Genomic DNA, 6,253 nt, shown 5'->3' with positions numbered 1-6,253 from the left:
GACCCGCACGCTCAGGGTCGATCACCGTGTCCGGACGGATCGGCGAGCCGGAGGACGTCGCGGACGTGGTGGGCTTCCTGGCGGGTCCGCAGGGGTGCTGGGTGACCGGCCGGATCATCGATGTCTCCGGCGGCACCTACCTCGGCCCATCACGGGCGGGTGATCCGCCACCCGGGCAGGTGCCAGGGCGTTGACGTCGGACCGGGCGCAGCGGAACTTCGGGCCCGTTCGTCTAGGCTCGGGCGGTGCCGGAGGTCTCCGAGGGGAAGGCGGGCTGCGCATGCTGGGGTTCGACGGGAGCGGGTTCCTGCGAGGCGGGGTGCCGCACCGGGTGGTGGCCGGGGCGGTGCACTACTTCCGGGTGCATCCCGGGCTGTGGGAGGACCGGCTGCGGCGGGTGCGGGCGCTGGGGGTGAACACGGTGGACACCTACGTGCCGTGGAACTTCCACGAACTGCGGCCCGGGGAGGTGGACTTCACCGGGTGGCGCGATGTGGGGCGGTTCGTGCGCCTGGCCGGGGAGTTGGGGCTGGACGTGATCCTGCGCCCGGGCCCGTACATCTGCGCGGAGTGGGAGTTCGGCGGGCTGCCCGCCCGCCTGCTGGCGGTGGAGGGGCTGCGGCTGCGGTGCGCGGACCCTGCGTACCTGGCCGAGGTGGACGGCTGGTTCGACGCGCTGGCGCCCGAGCTGCTGCCGCTGCTGGCGAGCCGGGGCGGACCGGTGGTGGCGGTGCAGGTGGAGAACGAGTACGGCAGCTACGGCGACGACGCCGCGTACCTGCGCCACCTGCGCGACGGCCTGGTGCGGCGCGGGGTGGACTGCCTGCTGTTCACCACCGACGGCGCCCACGACACCATGCAGCAGGGCGGATCCATCCCCGGGCACCTGGCCACCGCGACCTTCGGCTCGCGCGCCCCCGAGCGCCTCGCGCTGCTGCGCCGCCACCAGGCGGACGGGCCGCTGGCGGCGATGGAGTTCTGGATCGGCTGGTTCGACCAGTGGGGCCGCCCGCACCACGTCCGCGACCCGAAGGAGACCGCCGCCTCGCTGGACGAACTGCTGGCCACCGGCGCCTCCGTGAACCTCTACATGGCGCACGGCGGCACCAGCTTCGGCCTGTGGTCCGGCGCCAACCACTCCGGCACCCACCCGTACGACGCCGGCTACGAGCCGACCGTCACCAGCTACGACTACGACGCGCCGATCGGCGAGGCGGGCGAGCTGACCGAGAAGTTCCACGCCCTGCGGGAGGTCATCGGCCGCTACGTGGACCTGCCGGGCGAGGGCGAACTGCCGCCCGAGCCACCGCGGGTGGCCCCGCAGCGGCTGGCACCCGCCGAGGGGCGGGCCGCGCTGTCGGCGAACCTGGACGTACTGTCGCAGGTGGTGGAGCGGGCGGCGCCGCTGCCGATGGAGGCCCTCGGCCAGGACCGCGGCCTGATCCACTACCGCACCCACGTGCCCGGACCGCGCCCCGAACTGCCGCTGCGCATCGACGGGTTGGCCGACCGGGCACAGGTCTTCACAGACGGGCGCCCGCTCGGGACGCTGGACCGCAACTCCCCCGGCACGGTGTTGCCGCTGGCCGTCGGGGAGGGCGGGGCGCAGCTGGACATCCTGGTCGAGGCGCTGGGGCGGGTGAACTACGGCCCGCAGATGGACGACCGCAAGGGCATCACGCGTGGCGTCTCGCACGGGCACCAGCGGCTGTTCGGCTGGCAGATCCGGCCGCTGCCGCTGACCGACCTGTCCGCGCTGCGCTTCTCGGGCGAGGCGGACGGCGTCGAGGCGGCGGACGGCGAGCCGGTGTTCCACCGCTTCACGGCCCGGCTGGACTCCCCCGCCGACGCGTTCCTCGCCCTGCCCGGCTGGGGGCACGGACTGCTGTGGGTCAACGGCTTCCTGCTCGGCCGCTACCGGGCGGAGGGGCCGCAGCGCACCCTCTACGCCCCCGCGCCGCTGTGGCGCGCCGGGGACAACGAGATCATCGTGCTGGAACTCGAACTCCACGGCGAGGCCGTGGAGTTGCGCGACCAGCCGGACCTGGGTCCGACCACGGCCGCGCCCAGCGCCGAGTACTGACCGGTCAGTCCCACCAGAAGTACCAGTGGTGAGAGCCGACCAGCTGCTCGGCGTAGGCGGTGAGGGTGCCGGCGCCCTGGTGGATCTGGTCGGGGCAGAAGGCGGCGTGCTCGGCCGCCAGCGGGAGCGCCTCGGCGAGGGTCGCGGGCGGCACGGCCAAGCTCAACTGCAGGGTGTCGAAGCCGACTTCGACCACCTGGGCGCCGAAGCGGCGCTCCCAGTCGGCGAGCACGGCGGCGATCTTCGCGATGTCGTTCTCGTGGTTGACCGGACCGCTCCACCCGCACGCCACCAGCGCCTCGGCCCCGCTGGAGGCCCGCACCAGGCCGAGCCGCACGCCCTTGACGGACTGCAGCACACCGGCCAGTCCCCGCGCCTCGGCGTCGGCGGCCCCGTCGGGGACGGTGGCGGCGGGTGCGAGGCCGGGCCAGGCGGCGCCGTAGGGGGCGAGGGTCTCGAACTCCTCGTCTATTTCCTCGGGTTCGAGGTTCTCGCCTGGCTCCCACCACTCGCGCAGCACGGCCGCCGGGTCGTGGGCGGCGAGGGCGGAGGCGCGTTCCGGGTAGAGCTCGCCGGACAGCCAGGGGCGGAAGTCCGGGTCCGCGCCGTTCAGCGGGCTGAGCAGCAGCGGCCACAGTCCGCTCTGAGGGTGGGCGCGGTGCAGTTGCTCCCACAGGCCTGCGGGGGCGGGGGCGTCGCTGATCCACAGCAGCGGCCGCTGCCCGTCGCCCTCGTCGGCGACGGCGGAACGGCCGGGCGGCAGGGGTACGGGCGGGGCGACGTCGAAAGGCCAGGTCATGCGCCCACCGTAGGGGTGGGGACTGACACTCAGGTGGTGCGCTGTCCGTGGAGGAGGACGGGCAGCGTGCGGTTGGCGAGCGCCTCGGCGACGCGGGCGGCCTGGGCGGGGGCCATGACGTCGGGGAGTTCGCGGACGGGGACGAAGCGGGCGCCGAGCAGGCCGCTCTTGTGCTGGGGCGGGACGGTGAGGGGGGTGTCGTCGCGGACGGTGCCGCCGTCGAAGACCAGGTTGAGGCGCTCCAGGTAGCGGTCGGCGGGGGTGAAGTCGACGGCGAGGATGTGGGTGAGCCGCAGGTTCAGGCCGGTCTCGGTGTGGAGGTGGCGGGCGGCGGCGCGGTGCGGGGGCTCGTTCGTGTTCGCGGCGCCGCCCGGGAGGATCAGGCCGTCCATGTAGTCCGGGTTCACCAGGAGGACGTCGCCGCGCCGGTTGCGGACGAGGACGAGGCAGCCGAGCCGGGTCACGGGTGGCTTGGCGAGCAGACGGGGGTCGCGCATCGGGCGGTTCACTTCCTGAGGACGATGAAGAGGAGGATGGAGAAGCCCGCCCACCAGAGCAGGCGGGCCAGGAGTTCAGTCGTCATAGGTGAGGCGCTCGTAGCGCAGGCCCTTGCGGAGCAGGTCGACGATCCGCAGGAGTTCGAGAGTGCGGGCCGAGCCCAGCTGGACGAGGTAGCACCCGGTCAACCGCCCGTGCTCCCAGTCGACTTCGACCGACGGCAACTTCACCCCACCCAGGGCCAGGACCGAGATCAGGTCCTCCACCACCGAGGCAACCTCACGACGCTGCTCGGCAGTCGCACGAGAAAGCATGGAGGCCATCACTGCTCCCCCGGCCGCTTGTGCACCTCGAAGACCTTCCACGCGCTCCAGGCGTCGGAGAAGAAGGTGAAGGAAGCCAACTCGCCGGTGGCGGCGCTGCGCAGCCACTCACCCGTCATCTCGTTACGCACCCGGTAGCACCGGGCCCCCGTGTCCCAGCGGACGCCGTAGCCGTGGAGGCGGGTGGAGACACTGACGCTCTCCTCCACCTTGCCAGCCAGTTCGTCGATCGCTTCTGCTTCCATGTGCACGACTCCTTTCATGCGGGATACGCAAGAATCATCGGCACCCAGATGGCCTATAGATGTTCCATCTCCAGGACAGCTGCCACGTCTCGGCGTTACCGTCCAAGAAAGCCCAAACGTCTCAGGATTCCCCTTGAACACTGCGCTTCAGCAAGGTATGGCGGCGGCTCGCCTGTCCCCACGTCAACTGGCAGCCCGGGTCGGTGTTACACCTAAGACAGTGGAACGCTGGCTCTCTGATGCGTCGCTCGTGCCGCATCAGCGGAACCGTATCGATGTCTGCGCGGCTTTAGGGGTTGATGAACGAGTGATCTGGCCCAACAGCGTCCGGGCGAACGTCAAGACCGGGCACGACCGGGAGGTGTTCGCCGTCTATCCGTACCGATCGGCCTGCCCTCGATCGGTGTGGGCGCAGCTGATCGCTGAGGCCCGGTCAGAGGTCTTCCTTGCCGGATACACCAGCTACTTCGTCTGGCTGGAGCAGCCCGCGCTGCTCCAAACCCTGCGCCGCAAGGCCGAGAGCGGCTGCCGGATCCGCTTCCTCCTCGGGGATCCCGACTGCGACACGACGCGCCAGCGCGAGCGGATTGAGGACGTGGCCCTCACCGTGTCCACCCGAATCCGGGTCACACTGGAGAACCTGGCCAAGCTCGCCGACACCGACAGCGTCGAGGCCCGCTTCAGCGCCCCGGAGGACGGCCCGAACCACATCGGCCTATCTGTCTTCCGCTTCGACGACCACGCCCTCGTCACCCCCCACCTCGCCCGCACCGTCGGGCACGACTCACCACTGATGCACCTGCGGCGCAGCGAGGAGAGCGGCATGTTCGACCGCTTCGCCGAGCACATCGAGGAAATCTGGTCCCGGGGAAGCGACATCCGCACCAGCCCAGCCCACGCATAGAAAGTCGAACCCGCCGACTTCCTGCTCCTCGTCTCACCGTCTACGGCCACTGAGGTCGCTTGCGCGCCGCCACCCCGGGCCGGGCGGCGGCGCCACCTCTTGCCCACGAGCATCAGTCGCGGCGATCACGGGAGCGCCCGCCGAGAAGGGCAAAGGTGGGCTGCCCACGGCTGACGCTGATCGGGTGTCACCCTGTTAACCTCGTCCCGGCCCGCAGGCGGCCACGGGGGACGGGGGCTTCACCATGGCCGGAATCTTGACCAGGCTGACCGGCTGGCTGGCGCTGCTGGCCGCGATCCGCGCCGGTTGGCTGGAGTTGCGTGGCGTCCTCACCCTCACGCCCGTGCCGCCGACCGACCGGGTGCGGCCCATCGCCGAGGCGGCGGTATGCGTCTTGCTGTGGATCGTCGTGTCGCTGGCCGCGCGGAACGTCGTACGTCCGCGACTCGGACGGGACACCCGGCTGGTCGGCGCGGCGCTCGGGCTGACCCTCGGTCTGTTCTGCCTGGACGCGGCACTCCCCGCGTTCGGACAGCACGGCGCCGAGGCGCGGTGGGAGTCGCAGGTCCGCCAGGCCGGCGGAGGCCAGTACGATCTCCCGGTCTCGCGCGTGCTCAGCACGCCGCGGCAGATGGAAGTGATGAAGAACCAGAAGGTCCAGTACGCGGCGGACGTCGAGGTCGAGGTGCCCTGGACCTCCGGCCCCCGGCCGCTCACGCTCAGGGACCGGTGGTTCATCGGCGAGCCGGTCGTCGGCGACCGGACCGAGGTCGTCTACGCGCCGACCCGGCCGGACCTGGGGGCCCGCGCGGGGGTGTCCGGCGGAATCCTCTCGGACCTGTTCGGCTACGTCGCGCTGCTCGCGGGCGTCGGCGCCTGCCTGGTCCTGACCGTGTCGGGGGCGGGTAACCCGGAGCTCGTCGCAGGGCTGCGGCGTTTCCGTCCGGGACTGCACCTTCCCGCGCTCGCGGCGGTCACCGGCGCCGCCGGACTGGACGCGGTGGTGCTCTTCACCTTCCCGTCCGGGCTGCTCAGTTGGCTTCTGGCGCTGAGCGCGACCGGGCTCACCGCCCTCACCGGCCTATGGATGCTGATAACCGTTGAACCCGCACATCCAAGCTGCAACGGGGCCTCTCGGGGACACCAGAGGGGCCTTCGCCGTGAGGAGGAATTCCTTGAAGCGCAAGGTCGCTCTGCTCGCCGTCTCGCTCGTGCCGTTGCTCGCCGCGTGCGGCCATGAGACGCCGGCCGCGGCAGACACCTGCGGACAACAAGTCGTCGGGCAGACCGACCCGAACAGGTTGGCCGTCTACCTCTGATCTTGGCCAGTGCTCCGCCCTTCAGGGCGGGGGTGAAGGCCATCCTTGGGTCGGAGGCGCGAAGCGCCGGAGGGCTCTGCGT

At 71.5% G+C, this 6,253-nt stretch carries 7 protein-coding genes and 1 pseudogene; 4 read left to right on the top strand and 4 right to left on the bottom strand.

The window, feature by feature from the left end; translation table 11 throughout:
* A pseudogene (locus ACFQ87_RS43675) lies at nucleotides 1-194 on the top strand (hypothetical protein); the annotation flags it as partial.
* Nucleotides 195-280: 86 nt separating this feature from the next.
* Nucleotides 281-2,083: a beta-galactosidase family protein gene (locus ACFQ87_RS43670; RefSeq protein ID WP_380616600.1), complete on the top strand. Its 1,803-nt coding sequence runs from the start codon at nucleotides 281-283 to the stop codon at nucleotides 2,081-2,083.
* Nucleotides 2,084-2,087: 4 nt separating this feature from the next.
* Here the strand turns inward: ACFQ87_RS43670 and ACFQ87_RS43665 are convergent, their stop codons facing one another.
* The 4 genes from ACFQ87_RS43665 to ACFQ87_RS43650 all read right to left on the bottom strand — a co-directional run bounded on the left by ACFQ87_RS43665 (nucleotide 2,088) and on the right by ACFQ87_RS43650 (nucleotide 3,948).
* Nucleotides 2,088-2,882: a DUF4253 domain-containing protein gene (locus tag ACFQ87_RS43665; RefSeq protein WP_380616599.1), complete on the bottom strand. Its 795-nt coding sequence runs from the start codon at nucleotides 2,880-2,882 to the stop codon at nucleotides 2,088-2,090.
* Between the two features lie 29 nt (nucleotides 2,883-2,911).
* On the bottom strand, nucleotides 2,912-3,379 hold the full coding sequence (locus tag ACFQ87_RS43660; RefSeq protein ID WP_380616597.1) for an NUDIX domain-containing protein: 468 nt from the start codon (nucleotides 3,377-3,379) through the stop codon (nucleotides 2,912-2,914).
* A gap of 75 nt (nucleotides 3,380-3,454) precedes the next feature.
* Nucleotides 3,455-3,703 carry a hypothetical protein gene (locus tag ACFQ87_RS43655; protein ID WP_380616596.1) on the bottom strand — a complete coding sequence of 83 codons (249 nt, stop codon included), beginning with the start codon at nucleotides 3,701-3,703 and terminating at the stop codon, nucleotides 3,455-3,457.
* Nucleotides 3,703-3,948, bottom strand: coding sequence for a hypothetical protein (locus ACFQ87_RS43650; RefSeq protein WP_380616594.1), 246 nt, complete (start codon nucleotides 3,946-3,948; stop codon nucleotides 3,703-3,705). Before ACFQ87_RS43650 ends, ACFQ87_RS43655 begins: the two co-directional genes overlap by 1 nt.
* A 220-nt stretch (nucleotides 3,949-4,168) precedes the next feature.
* Between ACFQ87_RS43650 and ACFQ87_RS43645 the strand changes: the two genes are divergently transcribed.
* Entirely contained in the window at nucleotides 4,169-4,852 is a 684-nt protein-coding gene (locus ACFQ87_RS43645; protein WP_380616593.1) for a DUF5919 domain-containing protein, read from the top strand.
* 256 nt (nucleotides 4,853-5,108) lie between these two features.
* A complete protein-coding gene (locus ACFQ87_RS43640; RefSeq protein ID WP_380616592.1) occupies nucleotides 5,109-6,092 on the top strand; it encodes a hypothetical protein in 984 nt (327 codons plus the stop codon).
* The last annotated feature ends 161 nt before the right edge of the window (nucleotides 6,093-6,253 follow it).

The sequence above is a fragment of the Kitasatospora sp. NPDC056531 genome, assembly GCF_042794375.1.
GTDB lineage: Bacteria > Actinomycetota > Actinomycetes > Streptomycetales > Streptomycetaceae > Kitasatospora.
Note: the sequence above shows the minus strand (reverse complement) of the source record. Positions and strands in the feature narration are given on the sequence as shown.